Source organism: Polycyclovorans algicola TG408, from assembly GCF_000711245.1.
In the GTDB taxonomy this organism is placed as follows: Bacteria; Pseudomonadota; Gammaproteobacteria; order Nevskiales; family Nevskiaceae; genus Polycyclovorans; species Polycyclovorans algicola.
The window spans coordinates 145,672-162,997 of the sequence record NZ_JOMH01000001.1; the positions used below are offsets into that span (position 1 = coordinate 145,672).

The 17,326-nt window shown below is 65.3% G+C and carries 13 protein-coding genes and 1 pseudogene; 10 read left to right on the forward strand and 4 right to left on the reverse strand.

Annotated elements, in window-relative coordinates; genetic code table 11:
* Window positions 1-5 precede the first annotated feature (5 nt).
* Window positions 6-1,856, forward strand: a complete 1,851-nt coding sequence (mnmG, locus tag U741_RS0100625) for a tRNA uridine-5-carboxymethylaminomethyl(34) synthesis enzyme MnmG (protein ID WP_029888560.1) — start codon at window positions 6-8, stop codon at window positions 1,854-1,856.
* 102 nt (window positions 1,857-1,958) lie between these two features.
* On the opposite strand, the gene hemC is transcribed toward mnmG, so the two are convergent.
* Genes hemC through U741_RS0100640 form a run of 3 tightly spaced genes read right to left on the reverse strand, consistent with a single transcriptional unit; the run spans window position 1,959 to window position 4,787 of the window.
* On the reverse strand, window positions 1,959-2,882 hold the full coding sequence (gene hemC / locus U741_RS0100630) for a hydroxymethylbilane synthase (protein ID WP_029888561.1): 924 nt from the start codon (window positions 2,880-2,882) through the stop codon (window positions 1,959-1,961).
* A gap of 35 nt (window positions 2,883-2,917) precedes the next feature.
* Window positions 2,918-3,661: a LytR/AlgR family response regulator transcription factor gene (locus U741_RS0100635; protein WP_029888562.1), complete on the reverse strand. Its 744-nt coding sequence runs from the start codon at window positions 3,659-3,661 to the stop codon at window positions 2,918-2,920.
* Window positions 3,662-3,692: 31 nt separating this feature from the next.
* Window positions 3,693-4,787, reverse strand: coding sequence for a sensor histidine kinase (locus U741_RS0100640; RefSeq protein ID WP_029888563.1), 1,095 nt, complete (start codon window positions 4,785-4,787; stop codon window positions 3,693-3,695).
* Window positions 4,788-4,895: 108 nt separating this feature from the next.
* Between U741_RS0100640 and argH the strand changes: the two genes are divergently transcribed.
* Genes argH through U741_RS0100655 form a run of 3 tightly spaced genes read left to right on the forward strand, consistent with a single transcriptional unit; the run spans window position 4,896 to window position 9,532 of the window.
* Window positions 4,896-6,272, forward strand: coding sequence for an argininosuccinate lyase (gene argH / locus U741_RS0100645; protein ID WP_029888564.1), 1,377 nt, complete (start codon window positions 4,896-4,898; stop codon window positions 6,270-6,272).
* Entirely contained in the window at window positions 6,272-7,702 is a 1,431-nt protein-coding gene (locus U741_RS0100650) for a hypothetical protein (RefSeq protein WP_029888565.1), read from the forward strand. Before argH ends, U741_RS0100650 begins: the two co-directional genes overlap by 1 nt.
* A gap of 45 nt (window positions 7,703-7,747) precedes the next feature.
* Entirely contained in the window at window positions 7,748-9,532 is a 1,785-nt protein-coding gene (locus U741_RS0100655; RefSeq protein WP_029888566.1) for a DUF255 domain-containing protein, read from the forward strand.
* Between the two features lie 7 nt (window positions 9,533-9,539).
* Here U741_RS0100655 and U741_RS0100660 read toward each other — a convergent pair whose 3' ends face one another.
* The gene (locus tag U741_RS0100660; RefSeq protein ID WP_029888567.1) at window positions 9,540-11,030 is read right to left on the reverse strand and encodes a flavin-containing monooxygenase; all 1,491 of its coding nucleotides are present in this window, start codon (window positions 11,028-11,030) and stop codon (window positions 9,540-9,542) included.
* A 264-nt stretch (window positions 11,031-11,294) separates the two neighbouring features.
* Here U741_RS0100660 and U741_RS0100665 point away from each other — a divergent pair, with 264 nt between their 5' ends.
* From U741_RS0100665 to U741_RS19910, 6 genes and pseudogenes are all read left to right on the forward strand, one after another.
* Window positions 11,295-12,641, forward strand: a complete 1,347-nt coding sequence (locus U741_RS0100665) for an MFS transporter (protein WP_043110149.1) — start codon at window positions 11,295-11,297, stop codon at window positions 12,639-12,641.
* A gap of 149 nt (window positions 12,642-12,790) precedes the next feature.
* Window positions 12,791-13,285: a hypothetical protein gene (locus U741_RS0100670; RefSeq protein ID WP_152551442.1), complete on the forward strand. Its 495-nt coding sequence runs from the start codon at window positions 12,791-12,793 to the stop codon at window positions 13,283-13,285.
* Between the two features lie 392 nt (window positions 13,286-13,677).
* A complete protein-coding gene (locus U741_RS0100675; RefSeq protein ID WP_029888570.1) occupies window positions 13,678-15,201 on the forward strand; it encodes a SulP family inorganic anion transporter in 1,524 nt (507 codons plus the stop codon).
* Between the two features lie 28 nt (window positions 15,202-15,229).
* On the forward strand, window positions 15,230-15,580 hold the full coding sequence (locus U741_RS0100680; protein WP_029888571.1) for a TraR/DksA family transcriptional regulator: 351 nt from the start codon (window positions 15,230-15,232) through the stop codon (window positions 15,578-15,580).
* 18 nt (window positions 15,581-15,598) lie between these two features.
* Window positions 15,599-16,834, forward strand: a complete 1,236-nt coding sequence (locus U741_RS0100685) for an RNA polymerase sigma factor (protein ID WP_029888572.1) — start codon at window positions 15,599-15,601, stop codon at window positions 16,832-16,834.
* Between the two features lie 117 nt (window positions 16,835-16,951).
* Window positions 16,952-17,236 (forward strand): annotated as a pseudogene (locus U741_RS19910) (YciI family protein); the annotation flags it as partial.
* Window positions 17,237-17,326: the final 90 nt, after the last annotated feature.

Below are 17,326 nucleotides of genomic sequence, written 5' to 3' on the forward strand. Positions count from 1 at the left end.
TCGCCATGCTGGAACAGGCCCACCGCTACGACGTGATCGTCGTCGGCGGCGGCCATGCCGGTACCGAGGCCGCGTTGGCGCCGGCGCGTATGGGGCTGCGCACGTTGCTGGTCACGCAAAACATCGACACCCTGGGGCAGATGAGCTGCAACCCCGCCATCGGCGGCATCGGCAAGGGGCATCTGGTCAAGGAAATTGACGCGCTGGGCGGCCTGATGGCCCGCGCCGCCGACCACGCCGGCATCCAGTTCCGCACCCTGAACGCCTCGAAAGGCCCAGCCGTGCGGGCCACCCGTGCCCAGGCCGACCGCGCCCTGTACCGCGCCTTTGTCCGCGCCGCGCTGGAGCAGCAACCCAACCTCGACCTGTTTCAGCAGGAAGTCGACGACCTGATCGTCGACGGGGGAAAAGTGCGCGGGGTCGTCACCCGCGTCGGCCTGCGCTTCGAGGCGCCGACGGTGGTGCTCACCACTGGCACCTTCCTCGGCGGGCGCATTCACATCGGTCTGGAACACCACGCGGGTGGCCGCGCCGGTGACGGCCCCAGTCTGCCGCTGGCAACGCGTCTACGCGCCCTCATGCCCCGCGTCGGCCGACTCAAGACCGGCACACCGCCGCGCATCGACGGGCGCAGCATCGACTGGACCCGGTTAACCGAACAACCCGGTGACAGCCCGCGGCCGGTGTTCTCGTTCATGGGCAGCCTTGCCGATCACCCGCGCCAGGTGCCCTGCCACATCACCTACACCAACGCCAATACCCACGACATCATCCGCAGCGGCTTCGACCGCTCGCCGATGTTCACCGGCGTCATCGAAGGCAGCGGCCCGCGCTACTGCCCCAGCGTCGAAGACAAGGTCAACCGCTTTGCCGACAAGGACCGCCATCAGATCTTTCTGGAGCCGGAAGGTCTGAGCACGCCGGAGATCTACCCCAACGGCATCTCCACCAGCCTGCCCTACGACATCCAGCTGGCCTTTGTGCGCAGCATCGAAGGGCTGGAGGCCGCGCGCATCATGCGGCCGGGTTATGCCATCGAGTACGACTATTTCGACCCACGCGACCTGCAACGCTCGCTGCAAACCACCGCCATCGAAGGCCTGTTCTTTGCCGGCCAGATCAACGGCACTACCGGCTATGAAGAGGCCGCTGCGCAGGGTCTGCTCGCCGGCATCAATGCCGCGCGCATGGTGCAAGGCCAACCGGCCTGGGTGCCGGGCCGCCACGAGGCTTATATCGGCGTGCTGGTTGACGACCTGACAACGCGCGGCACCACCGAGCCGTACCGCATGTTCACCTCGCGCGCCGAGCATCGACTGCTGTTGCGTGAAGACAACGCCGACCGCCGCCTGACCCCCGTGGGCCGCGAGATGGGGCTGGTTGACGACGCCCGCTGGGCGGCGTTCAGCACCAAGCTTGGTGAGATCAACACCGCCCGCGAGGCGCTACTGGCGCATCGGGTACGCGATGGGCAGCACAAGATCACCGTGCTGGAACTGTTGCGTCGCCCGGACGTCACCTACGCCAGCCTCGTGCAAGACGGCGTCGCGCCAAACGTCGCCAGTGAGATCGCCGAGCAGATCGAAATCGACGTCAAGTACGCTGGCTACATTGATCGCCAGAGTGCCGACGTGGCGCGCACCGCGCGTCACGAGCAGAGCCGCATTCCCGCCGGGTTCGACTATGCCAGCGTGTCGGGCCTGTCGAACGAAGTGAGGGCCAAACTGGCTGAACACCGCCCCGAAACACTGGGCCAGGCCGGGCGTATTCCGGGCGTTACCCCGGCTGCCGTGTCCCTGTTGCTGATTCAACTGCTCAAACAGGGGTCCCGGGTCGCAACGGCTGCGGCGGGCTGAGCATGCCGTCGGGTTGAAACCCGACCTACAAACACCGCGCTTGCGGGTCGGCATTCATGCCGATAACCCGGTCGTGGTCGGGGTTCGCAAGCTCAACCCACTCTACGGAACGCCACACGCACTAAGGATGTCGCGCGCACCGTCGGCCAACAGGCGGCTGGCGAGTTGATGGCCCAGGGTTGTCGCCTCCATTGCCGCGCCGCTAATGGCATGGCGCAGTTGTCGCGTGCCATCGGGGGTGCCGACCAGCCCATCGAGGCGGAGCTGACCATCGCGCAGCACCGCATGTCCGGCCACGGGCACCTGGCAGTTGCCGCCCAGGTCGCGGTTGAAGCTTCGCTCGGCGGCCAAACGAATGCGCGACGGCGCGTTGTCCAGCGGCGCAAGCCAGTCTCGCGTGGTCCGGTCGTCGCTGCGGCATTCAATGCCGACGATGCCCTGGCCAACCGCCGGAACAAAGACATCGACCGGCAGCGCCTCACGAATGCGCTCGGCCAGCCCCAGCCGAATCAGCCCGGCGCAGGCCAGCAGAATGGCGTCGTAAGCGCCCTCGTCGAGTTTGCGCAGACGCGTACCGACGTTGCCGCGCAGCACCTCGATGCGCAGATCGGGGCGCAGGTGTTTGAGTTGCGTCTGCCGCCGCAGGCTGGACGTGCCCACGCAAGCACCAATCGGCAGGGTGTCAAGTCGCGCAAAGCGCGAGGACACGAACGCGTCACGCGGGTCTTCGCCAGGCAGAAAGGTGGCGAGCATGAGGCCCTCGGGCTGCTCGGCCGGCACGTCCTTCATCGAGTGCACGGCAATGTCGGCGCGACCCTCGAGCAGCGCCTGTTCCAGCTCTTTGACAAACAGGCCTTTGCCGCCGACTTTTGACAAAGAGCCTTCGAGCCGCTGGTCGCCCAGCGTGGTCATGGGCAACAGTTCCACCTGTAGATCGGGATGCGCCGAAGCAAGCAAGCCTTGCACGTGATGCGCCTGCCACAGCGCCAGCGGCGACTCGCGCGTTGCAATCCTGAGCACGCTCACGAACGCGTCTCAGGCACAGAATCGAACGTCACCACTCAGGATTGATCGGTGATGAACCGCCGCACCTCAGCCAGCCGGCGCCGTGACACCGGCAACGGCCGCGCAGCGTGGCGCACGCGCAGCCAGTGGTGCTGTTCGCCCTGACGTTCACGCTCCAGACCGGAGATGAAGCGCGTCGCCACCAAGGCCTTGCGGTGTACGCGCAGGAACCAGGGGGCGAAATCTTCTTCGAGCGTTTTCAGTGATTCTTCGATCAGCACTTCACCGTGCAGATGACATACGGTGGTGTACTTCTGGTCGGCGATGAAACAGACGATGTCTTCGGCCGGAATGCGTGTCAGCCCCTCGCGCGCCGTCGCCAGCACGAACTCGCGCTTGGGTTTGGCATCGACAGCCACCCCGTTACCGGGGCGCTGCGCGCGGTTGGGACGGCGGATGCGCATCAGCGCTTCCTTGAGCTTCTCGGCGCGTATGGGCTTCAGCAGATAGGCCTGCGCATTGGCGTCAAAGGCCGACAGGGCGTGCTCTGAGTACGCGGTGGTGAAGATCACCGCCGGCGGCAGTTCCATGTCCTGGAGGCTGCGGGCGACTTGCACCCCGTCAATGCCCCCCATGCGAATGTCGAGCAACACCAGATCCGGCTCTTCCTCATCAATGAGGTCCAAGGCGCTCTCGCCATCGCCAGCTTCGCCCACGACCTCATAACCGGGAAATTCCGAAAGCAACCGCTTGATGCGGTCTCGTGCCAGCGGCTCATCATCAACGACGACGACTCTCAAGGCCTTGATCCCCTATCTCTTTTCGAACTTGTCATGTGAACTCGCCAGTGCGCGGCGATTCGGGCAAAGACAATCGTACGCGAAACACCGGGCCGTCAAGCCTCGGGTCCTTACCCATTTCCAGCCGCGCCTGATCGCCGTAGATCAGCACCAAACGCTGGGCAATGTTGTCGACGGCGATGTGATTGCCGCGTTGACCGGCATGCTGGCCTTCAACATCGCCATCCGGGATCGGATTTTCGACCTCCACCACCAGTCGCGAACCGATCTTGCGAATGGTGACGCGAATCATCCCGGCCTTGGTCATCCGCGACACGCCGTGGTGCACCGCGTTCTCGATCAGGGGTTGCACCACCAGCATCGGCAGCGACCAGCTCAGTAGCGCGTCGGGCACATCCCAGATGACGCTCAGCTTCTCGCTAAGCCGCACCTGCTCGATGCGCAGATACGACCGACACAGCGCGATCTCTTCTTCCAGCGTTCCGAGTTGGCCACGCTTTTCGAGGCTGGCGCGAAAAAGCTCTGAAAGGTCCACGACCATGTCTTCAGCATCATTCGGACGGGCGTGAATCAGCTCGGCGACGCTGTTCAGTGAGTTGAACAAAAAGTGGGGCTTGATGCGTGCGTTGAGCGCTTGATAGCGCGCCTCACCCTCGGCCTTGATGTTCTGCTGCCACTGATGCCGCGCCCAGAAGTAGCGCAACAGACCCACCGACACGATGCCGGCAATTGCGCTGTGGCGGGCGATGAACTCAAGGCGGCTTTCGGCCGGCAGAAACTCCGACCAGCGCAGTTCGACGACCACCAGGTAACCCAGGTCGGACATGAACAGCACCACCACCACCAACATGCCCCAACAAACAAAAAACACCACCCCCGGTCGCGCCACGGCCAACCAACTGCGCGCCCAGCACAGCGAAGCGCCGGAGATCACCCCAATCCATTGCAGGTAAATGGTCAGCATCATCAGCCGCGATACCGCGTCCCCGCCGCGTGCGTCACCGGCCAGGGTCAGGACAATGGCCACCAGCTGCAGCACGAAGGCCTGGGTCAGCAGCGCCCCGCCGCGACAGAAATCGGGAATCAGCTCCAGTAGGGGGCCACGCTGTGGGCGAACGCGTTTCATGACACTCCGAGGTCGTGCGACCGGCATTGTGCGTGATGATCAATGCGCGGGACACACGGCAGCGCCGCCTATAATCGCGCCCTTCACGCACGCTTAGAGGTTTCAACGATGAGCGCCAAGCTCTGGGGCGGTCGCTTCGCCGAGTCCACCAGCACGCTGGTCGAACGCTTTTCCGAATCGGTGAGCTTCGATGCACGCCTCTACCGTCACGACATCCGCGGCTCCATCGCCCATGCCCGCATGCTGGCGGCGGTCGGCGTGCTGACGGCCGACGACGTTGCCGCCATCGTCAAGGGGCTGGGCGACATCGAGGCCGAGATCGACGCCGGCCAATTCGAGTGGAAGACCGAACTCGAAGACGTGCACATGAACATTGAGGCGCGCCTGACTGAGCGCATCGGCGACGCCGGCAAGCGCCTGCACACCGGCCGCAGCCGTAACGACCAGGTCGCCACCGACATTCGCCTCTACGTGCGCGACGCCATCGACGACGTGTTGGCGCTGATTGACACGCTCGCGGGCGCGCTGCTGGACCTTGCCGAAACCGAGGCCGACACCGTCATGCCCGGCTTCACCCACCTGCAGATCGCCCAGCCGGTCACCTTCGGCCATCACCTGCTGGCGTGGCGCGAACAACTGCTGCGTGATCACAGCCGCTTCGTTGACGCCCGCCGCCGCATGAACCTGTTGCCGCTGGGCGCTGCCGCGCTGGCCGGCACGGTCTATCCCATTGACCGCGCGCGGGTCGCCGCCGAGCTGGGCTTTGACGGCGTCACCGAAAATTCGCTGGACACCGTGAGCGACCGTGACTTCGCCATCGAATTCTGCGCCGCCGCCAGCCTGTTGATGGTGCACCTGTCGCGCTGGAGCGAAGAGCTGATTCTGTGGGCAACGCCGATGTTCGGCTTCGTTGATCTGCCCGACCGTTTCTGCACCGGCAGTTCGATCATGCCGCAGAAGAAAAACCCCGACGTGCCCGAACTGGTGCGCGGCAAGACCGCACGCGTCATCGGTGACCTCACCGCGCTGCTGGTGCTTATGAAAGGCCAGCCGCTGGCCTACAACCGCGACAATCAGGAAGACAAGGAGCCGCTGTTCGATGCCATCGACACGGTGACGATCTGCCTGCAGGTGTTCGGTGAAATGATGCCCCACGTCAAGGCCAACCGGCCGCGCATGCGCGAGGCCGCCTTTAGGGGCTTCTCGACCGCCACCGACCTTGCCGACTACCTCGTCAAGAAGGGCATGGCCTTTCGCGACGCCCACCACGTCGTCGGCTCTGCCGTCGCCCACGCGGCGAAGCAGGGTTGTGACCTGTCGGAACTCAGCCTTGAAACCCTGCAGGGCTTCTCACCGACCATCGCTGCCGATGTGTTCGAGGTCATCACCCTCGACGGCTCGGTGGCGGCACGTGACCACATTGGCGGCACGGCGCCGGCGCAGGTGCGCGCCGCCATCGCCCGGGCGCGACAACAGACCGGCTGATGTCCGACTGGCCGTCACCGGCGAATGACCCGCTTGCCGTCGACGGCGAGCCGCCGAAGACGCCCAGCGACGGTGACCTGCCACCGGCGCAGGCGCAGCCCGGGGGTTGGCGACACGTCGGGCTTGCCGCGCTGGCCCTGCTGCTCGCCGGGCTGATCGCCAGCCGCTTCATCGGACTGGATCACAGCCCGCCGGGCTTCTACGTCGACGAAGCCGCTATCGCCGCGCAGGTGATGTGCCTGCGCAGCACGGGCGGCGACGCTCAGGGAAAACCCTGGCCACTGTTCGCCGAGGTCCTGGGCGGCGGCCAGGCGTCACCCCCCACCCTTTACCTGGGCGCCGCCTGGACGGCACTTTTTGGTGACAGCGTCGCCAGCTTCCGCGCCCTCGCGGCGGCCGCCGGACTGGGGGTGGTCCTGGGCGTCGCTGGCGCCGCTGCGGTGATCAGCGGTCGCGTCATCGCCCTCCCCATCGCTTTGCTGGTCGCCGTCAGCTCGCCGTGGCTGTTTCACCTGTCCCGCGTGTTCTGGGACCCGATCATGGCCGCCGCGCTGTGGGCTGCGGCGCTGGCCGCGTACTTTTGGGCCAGTCGCCACGGCGGCGATCCGGGCGCGCCGCGCCGCATCGGCTGGATGCTGTTTGGGGTGCTGTCGATTGCCGCCGCCTACACCTACCCGCCCGTGCGCATCCAGGTGGCGGTGTCATGGACGCTACTGGCGCTGTTCGACCGCGGCTTCCGCCAATGGCGCGGCTGGCTGTGGGCAGCCATCCCCGCGGCGCTGCTGGCGATTCCACTGCTGAGCCTGTATGCCGACGCCGGCTTTCGCGGACGCGGCAGCATGCTGGCGATCTGGAATCCGCGATGGTTGTCCGACAACGGCCACGCGCTGGTCGACTTGCCGCTGATCGCAATCCAGCAACTGGGTGCCCATCTCAGCCCCGGCTACCTGTTCGCCCATGGCGACACCAACCTGCGTCACGGCTCCGGCTACGGCGGCCTGATTGGCGCGGCCGAGATCGCGGTGCTGGCCGCCGCCCTGTTGCTGGGACGCTGGCCAGGCCGTGCCTTTGGGTTGCTGTTGGCCTTGACGCTGGCCGGCATCCTGCCTGCAGCATTGACCTGGGAAAGCACGCCTCATGCGCTGCGTTCGCTGGGCGCGACCGGCCCCTGGCTGATGGCCGTCAGTCTGGCGGCCACGAGTCTGGTCACCGCCAAGCCGCTTGGCACGACGCGTGTGCTCGCCGGACTGGCGGCCATTGCCCTGATCAGTGCGACGCTGTACGGCCTGGATTATCACGCCCGCTACCGCCAGGCGGCGGCGCCGTGGTTTGACGTCAACGCTCGCCCCCACGACGACCCACGCTACCCGGCACTGGCCCGCCGTTATTTCGAGATGCGCGACGGTCAGCCTTGTCTGGCGACGCCCTGAAGGTTCTGCGCGCATCCCGACACCGTTGTTCGTCGTAAGTCGGCCATGCACCTCACCCAACGTCTCGCCCTGCTGGTCTTGACCTTCGTAGGCTTGCTCGCCGGACCCGTGTCGGCATCGCCCGGCATCGCCTGGCAACCCTGGTCGCCGGCCGCCTTCGCCGAGGCGGGGCGCGACGACAAGCCGGTGTTCCTTTACCTCGAAGCGGTTTGGTGCCACTGGTGCCACGTGATGCAGGCCGATACCTTTGCCCGTGATGCCGTCGTCAAGCTGCTGGCCGAGCGCTTCGTGGTGGTGCGCGCCGACCACGACGCGCAGCCGGCGCTGGCCAACCGCTTCCGCGATTACGGCTGGCCGGCCCTAATTTTTCTGGATGCTGACGGTGCCGAACTGGTCAAGCGCGCGGGCTACATTGCGCCAGATGATTTCGTTCGGCTGCTGACCGCCATCGTCGATGACCCGTCGCCTGAGCAGCGGCCAGCACGCGTCAGCAAACGCGTCGGCGATGCGCTCAACGAGGCCGAGTTTGAACGGCTGCTGGCGACCCATATCGGCGATCACGACGCCCGACGCGGGGGGCTGCGCCTGCCACAGAAGTTTCTTGACCGCGCCCACGTCGAGTACGACATGACGCGCGCGCTGGCCGGTGACGCGGCAGCGGCCCAGCGTGCGCGGCAGACCCTGGATGCCGCCATCGGGCTCATCGACCCGGTGTGGGGCGGCATTTACCAGTACTCGACGGGCGGCCGCTGGGATCGGCTGCATTTCGAAAAAATCATGCGCTCACAGGCGCGTTATCTGCGGCTCTACGCCCTCGCCTATGCGCAGTGGCAACTCCCGGAATATGCCGCCGCCGCACGCGACATTCAGCGCTACCTGATGGATTTTCTGCGCAGCCCGGAGGGTGCGTTCTATGTCAGCCAAGACGCCGACGTGGTGCAGGGCGAGAAGGCAGGCGACTACTTCGCCCTGGGTGATGCCGCGCGCCGTAAGATCGGCATGCCGCGCATCGACCGCAACCGCTACGCCGACGCCAACGGGCAAGCGGCCGAGGCGCTGGCGGTATGGGCCGGCGTCAGCGGCGATGCTCAGGCGCTGGCCGCCGCCGACACCGCCGCGCGCTGGACCCTGGCACATCGGCGTCGCGACGACGGTGGCTTCAATCACGGCGATGACGACATCGCCGGACCCTACCTGGGCGACAGCCTGCACATGGCCGCTGCGATGCTGGCGCTGCACGCCGCGACCGGAGACCGCCAATGGCTGACCGACGCGGTGACCACCTCCAACTGGCTGGCCACCACCTTCGCGGCTGACAACGACACGGGGTTTCTCACGGCAGTGGATGACGGCACGCCGGTCGCCCCGGTCGCGACCATCGCCGAAAACCTCGACGCCGCGCTGTTCTTCGACCTGCTGCATCACTACACCGGCGACGCCCGGCATCGCGCACACGCAGAGACAGCCATGCGCCATCTGGCGAGCGCTGCGGTGCGCAGCCGCCGTTTCGAGGAGTCCAGCCCCTTGCTCGCCAGCCACGCAATCGGTGAGGCGCCGCTGCATCTGGTCGTGGTGGGACGCAAGGACGATCCGGCGGCAACGGCACTGCACGCCGAGGCCCTGTGCGCGCCCGGCCCGCGCCGTCGTATCGAGTGGTGGGACCGCAGCGAAGGCCCGCTACCCCACGCCGATGTCGAGTTTCCCGAGTTTGATCAAGCGGCCGGCTACTTCTGCACCGCCTCACGCTGCTCGGCACCGAGTTTTGACGTGGCCGCCTACCGGCAGCGTATCGCCGGGCTACTGGACGCCCAGGCGAGCGAGGCGCCCTGACCGGCCTTCAGGCGGCGCGGCGTACGGCCTCGCCTTCGCTGCCCACATCATCAAATCGCAGCACGCCGTCTTCGATCTTGCCGTAGCGCAACTCGGGCACGTCACGCAGATAGTTCTGCGACACGTGCCAGGGGCTTTGCGTGCCTTGGCGCGGCAACTCGCCCGCGGCGCGCATCACATAGCCTGACGACAGCGCGCCCAGAATGGTGTTGTTCTCGTCCATGCAGCCTTCAAGGTCGCGCGGCACGGCACTGGTGTAGCCCTTGGCGTCCATGTGCTTGAGCAGGCGACAGATGTATTCGCAGGCAATGTCGACCTTCAGCGTCCACGAAATATTGGTGTAGCCAACGATCATCGCGGCGTTGGGCACGTCCTGCATGAGCACACCCTTGTAGATCATGTGCTCGCGCGGCACCAGCGGTTTGCCGTCGACCTGGGCGGCCATGCCACCCAGCATCTGCACGTTCAAGCCGGTGGCGGTGACGATGATGTCGGCCTTCAGTTCCTGCCCGGTTTTCAGGCGGATGCCGTCCTTGGTAAACGTGTCGATATGGTCGGTTTCAACGCTGGCCTTGCCGGCGCGGATGGCCTTGAACAGGTCGCCGCTGGGCACGATGCACAGGCGTTCGTCCCAGGGGTTGTAGCTGGGGGTGAAATGGCGCATGTCGGATTGCTCGCCAATCTGCTTTTTCACCCGTCCGAGCAAGAAACGCTTCATGCCTGCAGGGCGGCGACGGGCGAACTCGTACAGTCCGCGCGCCAGCAAAATGTTGCGGGTGCGGTTGAGTTTGTAGGCGAGTTTGGCCGGCAGCCATTTCTGCAGCTTGGCCGCGACCTTGTCGATCGAGGGCAACGACAAAATGTAGGTCGGCGAACGCTGCAGCATGGTTACGTGTGCGGCATCCGACGCCATTGACGGCACCAGGGTGATGGCGGTGGCGCCACTGCCGATGATCACCACGCGCTTGCCTTTGTAGTCGAGGTCTTTCGGCCAGAACTGCGGGTGGATGACCCGCCCGCCAAAGTCCTTCTCGCCGGGAAATTCGGGCTTGTAGCCCTTGTCGTAGTTGTAGTAACCCGTGCAGCCGATCATGAAACGCGCGGTGTAAGTCTCGGCATTGCCCTTGGCGTTGGTGGCCTCCACCGTCCACAGCGCGTCCTCGGATGACCACGATGCCTTGAGCACCTTGCGGCCAAACTGGATGTGCTCAAACACGCCGTATTCCTGCGCGGTGTCGTTCACGTACTGACGAATCGACGGGCCGTCGGCCAATATTTTCGGCTCGGTCCACGGGCGGAACGAGAAGCCGAAGCTGTACATGTCGGAGTCGGAGCGGATGCCCGGGTAGTTGAACAGAGACCAGGTGCCACCAATCTCGTCGCGCCGCTCAAGAATCGCATAGCGCTTGTCGGGGCATTCACGGGTCAGGTGACACGCTGCGCCGATGCCGGAAATGCCGGCGCCAATGATCAACACATCCAGGGCTTGTTTGCTCATCAACTCTCTCCACGTGACTGCGAACCGGCCGAGATGGGGCCTTCGGACGGGCGGCGAACCTTGACATCGAACACTGTCATCGTCATGGGCTGCAGCGCCACACCTGCACGGCGGCGGCACCATGACCTGCACCGGGTTGCCAGCATGCCAGCATCGCCGCGCAGGCATGCGTCGTTGATGCAGGCTGCGCAACCGGCCAATTTGCCCGTCACACGGCCCGGGTGCGCCCGCGCCACAATGCGCGGCGCACCTCAGGAATCCCGCATGGCCACCCGCAAGCTGGCGCCCGCCAAAGAGATCGTTGGCTGGGCGATGTTCGACTTCGCCAATCAGGCGTACACGCTGCTGATCATCACGGTGATCTTCGGTGACCTGTTCACACGGGTCATCGTCGGCGACGCGCCGGACTACCGGCTGGGCAATCTGTTGTGGTCGCTGGCGCTCGCGGCGAGCTACCTGATGGTGGTGGTCGCCGCCCCTGTGGCGGGTGCGGTGATGGACTTTCAGCGGTCGCGCAAGCGCTTCCTGTTCATCAGTTATGTGGCGACGGTCATCACCACGGCGATGCTGTACTTCGCCACGCCCGGCTTCTGGTGGCTGGCGATGGTGCTGATCATTGCCTCCAACTTCGCCTACGCCATTGGCGAGAGCTTTATCGCCAGCTTTTTGCCCGGCCTGGGGCCCAGCAAGTCGCTCGGCTGGATTTCGGGCTTCGGCTGGGGCGTGGGCTACGTCGGCGGCCTGGTCGCCACCGCATTCGCGCTGGCGTTTCTCGGCGAGGTGTCGCAGGACAACTTCGAGACCATCCGCTGGGTGGGGCCCTTCGCGGCCGGGTTTTTCCTGATCGCGGCGATTCCAACCTTTCTGTTCGCTAAGGAACGCGGGCGTGCACAACGCCTGCCGCCGGGCGAGTCACTGGTGCGCATGGGTTTCGCGCGGGTCCGCAGCACGCTGCGCGACATGGGGCAGTTTCGCGACCTGTCAACGCTGATGGTGTCGATCTTTTTCACCATGGCTGGCATCAGCATCATCATCAGTTTCGCCTTCATCTACGGCGCGCAGGTGATCGGCTGGGATGAAAACGTCCGGGTGCTGATGTTCGTCACCGTGCAGATCACCGCCACCGTCGGCGCCATTGGCTTCGGTTTTATCCAGAGCCACTTCGGCGCCAAGCGCACCTATATGTGCACGCTGGTGCTGTGGATGCTGGCCATTCTGGCCATCTGGCAGACGCCGTCCCTGACACGGCTCGCGCAGCAAACGCTGGGCGTGGCGTGGGAAGCTCAGTACGTGTTCCTGTTTGCCGGCGTCCTGTCGGGACTGAGCCTGGGCTCGTCACAGTCTGCCGGGCGCGCGCTGGTGGGCATTCTGTCGCCACGCAGCAAGGCATCCGAAATGTTCGGCTTCTGGGGGCTGGCCTCCAAGCTCGCGGCCGTGTTCGGTCTGGTGGGGCTCGGACTGATTCAAGCGGTGCTGGGTCTGGCCAACGCCATCGTCTTTTGTCTGCTGTTGTTTGTTGCAGGGTTGGTGGCGGTGTGGCGGCTGGACGAAGCACGCGGGCAAACGGTGGCATCGACCTGGCGCGAGACGCGGGGCGCAACGTCAGGGTAGTCACTGTCAGAATCAACTCGGCAGGGAACCTTCGGCAACGGTGACCACTCGCAACCGGACACGCACCAAGCGTCTGACGAGCGCCGTGCGACGTATCAGTCACGTTCACCAAGGTCGCAAAAGCGGCCCACAACAAAGAGGATTCGACAATGATTCGATCAATTTCCGCCCTGGTATTGGCGCTTTCGATGGGGAGTGCGTGGGGACAAACGGCGCCCAATCTGGGGCTCGGCAACATTCAGCCGGCCATCAGTACCTTCGTGGTCGGCAGCCCCAGCTTTCCGGGTGGACTGGCCAATGCGGCAAGACCGTTTTTGGCCGGCAACACCACCGACGGCTTTCTGGCCAATCGCAACGGCTTCAGCGGCCTCGCCGTCGAGTTGACCCGCGACACGCCGGCAGCTGAGCTGGGCACCACGGTGGAAAGCCTCTTCGTCATGGGCTACGACACGCTGCTGCCGCTGTACGTTGCGGCGGACGAGGTGCTGATTCCGCTGGCCGAACCCGGCCTGCCACTGACCACGCCGGTGGCCGATCTCATTGAGGCGTTCGCACAGGTCGCCTTCATGGACGGCGGCGTGTTCGGCAGCGTCGAAGGGCTGAGCGCGATGACCGGCTCGGCCACGCTGCCCGGTCTGGAGTAGCGCGCGGCTTATCGGTGCCGCCTGCTTTCGGCGGCGTCGTAAATGCGCTCATCAAGGCGCCCGGGGCGACCCGGGCGCCTTTCGTCGTTGTGGCGGCGGATGTTCTGGAATACTGGGGTGCAGCCGCTTGGGGCCCCCAAAAAACAGCGGGGACCCGCGCTTGATGCGTCCCGGAACATGGACACCACCCGCATCGCACGCCATAATGTTGCGATGCAGCAATCGACCCCCTTTTCGTCCCTCGGTGTCAGTCCGCCCTAGCGGATGACTCGGGCGCCGCGCCCCCTTTGGCGCGCAGCGAGCCCGGCCTGCATTCCCAAACTCTTTCATCTCTGCGCCCTCGCGCCGGGGCGCCTGCGTCTTTTTGCGCCCCATTCATCAGGACTTTCGTTTTGTTCAATTCGCTGACCCCCCAACTCATCAAAACCAACCTTCTCAGCGGCCTGACGGTTGCCCTGGCCATGGTGCCGGAGGCCATCGCCTTCGCGTTGGTCGCACAGGTGTCGCCGCTGACCGGCCTGTATGCCGCCTTCATCGTGGCGCTGATTACGTCGGCCTTTGGTGGCCGTCCCGGCATGATCTCGGGCGCCACAGGCGCGCTAGCGGTGGTGATGGTGTCGCTGGTGGTGCAGCACGGCGCCGAGTATCTGTTTGCAGCCGTGGTGCTGATGGGCGCCCTGCAACTGGTGTTCGCCGCCGCAAAACTCGGCAAGTTCATTCGCATGGTGCCGCACCCGGTCATGCTGGGCTTCGTCAACGGACTGGCCATCGTCATCTTCATTGCCCAGTTCAGCCACTTCAAAATCACTGCCGATGACGGCAGCAGCACCTGGCTGCAGGGCATGGCGCTTTACATGATGCTGGGGCTCATCGCGCTGACCGTGGCCATCATCTACTTGCTGCCGAAGCTCACCAAAGCGGTGCCGGCGACCTTGGTGGCGATCGTCGCCGTGTCGCTGCTCACCCTGGGGCTGGACATCGACACCCGCACCGTGGGCGATCTGGGCTCCATCGCCGGCGGCCTGCCCAGCTTCCATTTGCCGAATGTGCCGTGGAATCTTGAAACCCTGTGGATCATCGCGCCCTACTCGCTGATCCTCGCCGCCATCGGCCTGATCGAATCACTGCTGACACTGAACCTGATCGATGACATGACCGACAGCCGCGGTCGCCCCAACAAGGAATGCGCGGCGCAGGGCGCGGCCAATGTGGTGACCGGCTTCTTCGGCGGCATGGGCGGCTGCGCGATGATCGGCCAGAGCATGATCAACGTGAACAACGGCGCGCTGCATCGGCTGTCCGGCATCAGCACCGCGCTGTTCTTGCTGTCCTTCATCCTGTTCGGCTCGTCGCTGATTGAGCAGATTCCGTTGGCGGCGCTGATTGGCGTGATGTTCGTGGTGGCCGAGAAAACCTTCGAGTGGGCCAGCTTCCGGCTGTTCGGCAAGGTGCCCGCCATCGACATTTTTGTCGGGCTGCTGGTGGCCTTCGTCACGGTCATTGCCGACCTCGCCATCGCCGTGATTGTGGGCGTCATCGTCTCGGCGCTGGCCTTTGCCTGGAACCACGCCAAGAAGGTCACCGTGACCGCCCGCACCACGCCCGACGGCCGTAAGATCTACGATGTCGAAGGCACCTTGTTCTTCGCCTCTGCGCAGAATTTTCTTGAACAGTTCAACCCGCGCCTTGATGCCGATGACGTTGAAATCGACTTTCGCAACGCACGGTTGTTCGATCACTCAGCGGTGGAAGCGGTCAACAGCCTGGCCGAGCGCTATCACCGACTCGACAAGCAACTCAAGCTGCGCCACCTCAGCCACGACTGCCTGGAACTGCTCGACAAGGCACGCGCCATGATCGTCGTCGATTACCGCGAAGACCCGCACTACCGAATTGCCGACGACAAGCTGGCATAAGCCGCTACGGTTCTGGAAGACTGCGGGCATGGACAGCGCCCCGCTCGCAGCCTTCAGAACCGCTCTCATCGCCGAACGTGACGCGCTGGTGGCGTTGCACCAGTCGTCAGCCGACAGCCGCAAGGTGGTCGAACTGGACCAGACCACCGTCGGCCGGCTGTCGCGCATTGATGCGATGCAGGGCCAGGCGATGGCCCAGGCCGCCGCGCGCACCCGACAACTGCGGGGGGTGGCCATTGCTGCCGCACTGCGGCGCATTGAAGCGGGCGACTTTGGCTGGTGCGAGGGCTGTGGCGAGGCGATCAACCCGAAGCGATTGGAGATTGATCCCACGTTCACGCACTGCGTCGACTGTGCCGATGGGGCCAAGGGCGGCTGACGGCCGCGCGTACCCACGATGCAACCGGCCATCTCAGCGGTCTACACGCAGGAGTCCCGCGCGGTACTGGCCACCTTGATCCGACTGCTGGGCGACTTCGACCTCGCCGAAGAAGCCCTGCAAGAGGCGTTTCGGGCCGCACTGGAACAGTGGCCGAAGCAGGGGCTGCCGGACAATCCCCGCGCGTGGCTGGTCTCGGCGGGGCGCTTCACGGTCATCGATGCGCTGCGACGCCGCGCGCGCTTCGAGCCGCTGGACCTCGACCGCCACGACGCAGGGTCGGAAGACCCGACGCTGGAGGACCCCGAGTCGGTGGAGGACGACAGGCTGCGGCTGATCTTCACCTGCTGTCATCCCGCGCTCTCGGCCGAGGTGCAGGTGGCATTGACCCTGCGCGAGGTCTGCGGGCTGACCACCGAGGCGATTGCCAGCGCGTTTCTCACCCCGGCGCCGACCCTCGCGCAGCGCATCGTGCGCGCCAAAGCGAAGATTCGCGATGCCCGTATTCCTTACGAAGTACCCGGCCCCGACACCCTGATCGAGCGCCTCGATGCCGTGCTGCGGGTGATTTATCTGGTCTACAACGAGGGCTACAGCGCCAGCAGCGGTGACGACCTCATGCGTGCCGACCTGGCTGCCGAAGCCATTCGCCTGGGGCGGCTGCTGGTGCAGTTGTTGCCGCAGCCTGAAGCCTTGGGCCTGCTGGCGCTGATGCTGTTGCACGACGCCCGCAGCGCCGCCCGCAGCTCGCCGGAGGGCGCGCTTATTCTGCTGTCTGAGCAGGACCGAACCCTGTGGAACACCGCGCAGATTGCCGAAGGCGCCGCGCTGGTCGAGCGCGCACTGCGGGCCTCCTCGCGCGGCGCCCTGCCCGGCAGCTACTGCCTGCAGGCGGCCATTGCCGCCGTGCATGCGCAATCCCCCAGCAGCGATGCCACCGACTGGCAGGAAATCACCGGCCTCTATGCCGTGTTGCTACAGGTCGAGCCCACCCCGGTGGTGGCGCTCAACCACGCCGTGGCGCTGGCCATGCGCGACGGTCCCGCCGCAGGGCTGAGCGCGGTCGACGCCCTGCTCAGCGGCGGCGCCCTGGACAGCTACCGGCTCGCACACGCCGTGCGCGCCGACTTGCTGCGTCAACTGGGCCGCAACGACGAAGCACGCGTCGCCTACGAACGCACGCTGGCTCTGACGCAGCAGGCTGCCGAGCAGAATTTCATCCAGCAGCGGCTAGCGGCATTGGCCGCTGGATAACAACTCAAAATAAATCTCATCACCGATGTCGAAACGCCTACGGCCCGTTCGACGACTCCAAGAAGGCCGCCGAAACGGCCGGTCCATCCACGCAAAAGGAGTGTGCTGATGCGTTACATGATTCTGGTGAAAGCCACCGCGCAGTCAGAGGCCGACGCCATGCCCACCGAGGCCAAGCTGAGTGAAATGGCGCAGTACCACGAGGCCCTGCAAGCCGCCGGCCTGCTGGTCGAGGGCAATGGCCTGCAGGCCAGCCGCCATGGCTGGCGGGTGCAGTACAACGGCGCCAAGCGCAGTGTGATTGACGGGCCTTTCGCCGAAAGCAAGGAACTGATTGCCGGCTACACCCTCATCAACGTGGACTCGCCGGAACAGGCGCGGGAATGGACGCAGCGCTTCCCCAACCCGACCCTGGACGACAGCGACACCCACATCGAGGTCCGCCGCCTGTTCGAACTGGAAGACTTCGCCCCCGGCCCGGGCCTCGACGCG